The following is a 1,261-nucleotide window of genomic DNA, read 5'->3' on the forward strand; positions in this document are numbered from 1 at the left end:
CGCTTAGGCGAAATGGCTCAAGGCAAAGATTTCTTGAACCTATTTGCTTACACAGGTAGTGCAACAGTACACGCGGCAGTTGGCGGAGCTCGTTCAACAACGACAGTAGACATGTCAAACACTTACCTTAACTGGGCAAAAGACAATATGCAGTTGAATGGTTGTATTGGACGCCAACATCGCTTTGAGCAAGCTGATTGTCTGCAGTGGCTTGAAAATGCAAAAGGCGAATACGACCTTATCTTTATTGATCCACCGACGTTTTCAAACTCAAAACGTATGGAAACGTCATTCGACGTGCAACGTGACCATATCAAGCTAATGACGAACTTGAAACGTTTGTTACGAGCAGGCGGTACGATTGTGTTCTCGAACAATAAACGTCACTTTAAGATGGATGAAGAAGGGTTGGCTGAGCTAGGACTAAAAGCTCAGAATATTTCATCGCAAACTCTGCCTTTGGATTTTTCTCGAAACAAACACATCCATAACTGCTGGCTAGTGACACACGCAGAGTAAAGAAACGATTGAGTATAAGGACGTATAAGTGCTGACATTGTATAGCACAGAGGGGTGCCATCTTTGTGAGATGGCATTTGCTCTAGTAAGCCAGGTCGGCCTGGCGGAACAAACAGATATTATCGATATCGCATTCGATGATGAACTGTTTTCTCGTTACGGCGTAACGATTCCCGTATTAAAATATCAAGATTCTGAGTTGAACTGGCCGTTCGATTTAGATGAACTCAAAAATTGGTTGGAAAATAATGGCATTACTTACCATTCATAACGCGCAACTTGCTTTCGGTGATCATCCGCTATTAGACCGCGCAGAGTTTGCTTTGCAGGAAAATGAGCGTGTTTGTTTAGTAGGGAGAAACGGTGCCGGTAAGTCAACGTTGATGAAAGTACTTGCTGGCGACATCTTACTGGACGACGGCAAAATTCAAATAACACAAGATGTTGTTGTTTCTCGTTTGGAGCAAGATCCACCGCGCAACCAAGAAGGTACTGTTTATGAGTATGTCTCTGGTGGTTTAGCGGAAATTGGCGAACAGCTTAAGATCTACCATGATCTTCTTGATCTTGTTGCGCAAGACCCAAGCGAAAAGAACATCAACCGCTTAGCAAAAATTCAAGATCAATTGGATCATTCAAATGCGTGGCGTTTTGATGACCGAGTTAAAAACGTACTTAGTGCCCTAAAGTTAAGTCCAGACACATTACTTCGTGACTTATCTGGCGGCTGGCAACGCAAGGC

3 protein-coding genes are annotated in these 1,261 nt (G+C 43.5%); all 3 read left to right on the forward strand.

The window, feature by feature from the left end; all coding sequences use genetic code 11:
- On the forward strand, positions 1 to 519 hold a 519-nt coding region (locus R7Q47_RS25090; protein WP_318090025.1), incomplete at its 5' end, for a class I SAM-dependent methyltransferase.
- Between the two features lie 28 nt (positions 520 to 547).
- On the forward strand, positions 548 to 790 hold the full coding sequence (locus R7Q47_RS25095; protein WP_011105882.1) for a glutaredoxin family protein: 243 nt from the start codon (positions 548 to 550) through the stop codon (positions 788 to 790).
- On the forward strand, positions 768 to 1,261 hold a 494-nt coding region (locus tag R7Q47_RS25100), incomplete at its 3' end, for an ATP-binding cassette domain-containing protein (RefSeq protein ID WP_318090029.1). The genes R7Q47_RS25095 and R7Q47_RS25100, both read left to right, overlap by 23 nt.

This window comes from Vibrio sp. Vb0349 (assembly GCF_033338975.1).